Origin of the sequence: Halalkalibacter flavus, from assembly GCF_036663575.1 — a bacterium.
GTDB classification, from domain to species: domain Bacteria; phylum Bacillota; class Bacilli; order Bacillales; family Bacillaceae_D; genus Halalkalibacter; species Halalkalibacter flavus.
In genome coordinates this window covers 1-279 of the sequence record NZ_JAWRVK010000197.1, presented here as the reverse complement: position 1 = coordinate 279, position 279 = coordinate 1, and the positions used below count along the sequence as shown (strand labels likewise).

Here is a 279-nt window from a genome sequence, read left to right as displayed (position 1 = left end):
AGGAGCAGGGCGGTGGGAAGGGCGATGTCCGTGAGGGGCTCCTCCTCGCCCCTGAGGAAGAGGAAGGCCTGGGCGATGGCCTTGAGTTGCAGGGCCAGGTAGGGAAGCAGGCCCACCACCAGAAAGGCGGCGGCCAGGGGGCCAAGGAGACCGTGGCCGAAGCGCAGGTAGAGGAAGTCGGCCCAGGAGGTGAGACGGTGGGCGCGGGCCAGGGAGAGCAGTTTTCCGTGAAGAAACGGCCAGAGGAGGAGGACCAGGGTAGGCCCCAGGTAGATGGGG

Annotated in this window: 1 pseudogene; it reads right to left on the bottom strand. The window is 67.7% G+C overall.

Going from position 1 to position 279, the window contains the following annotated elements:
• Positions 1–279, bottom strand: a pseudogene (locus tag SAY88_RS24975) (hypothetical protein); the annotation flags it as partial.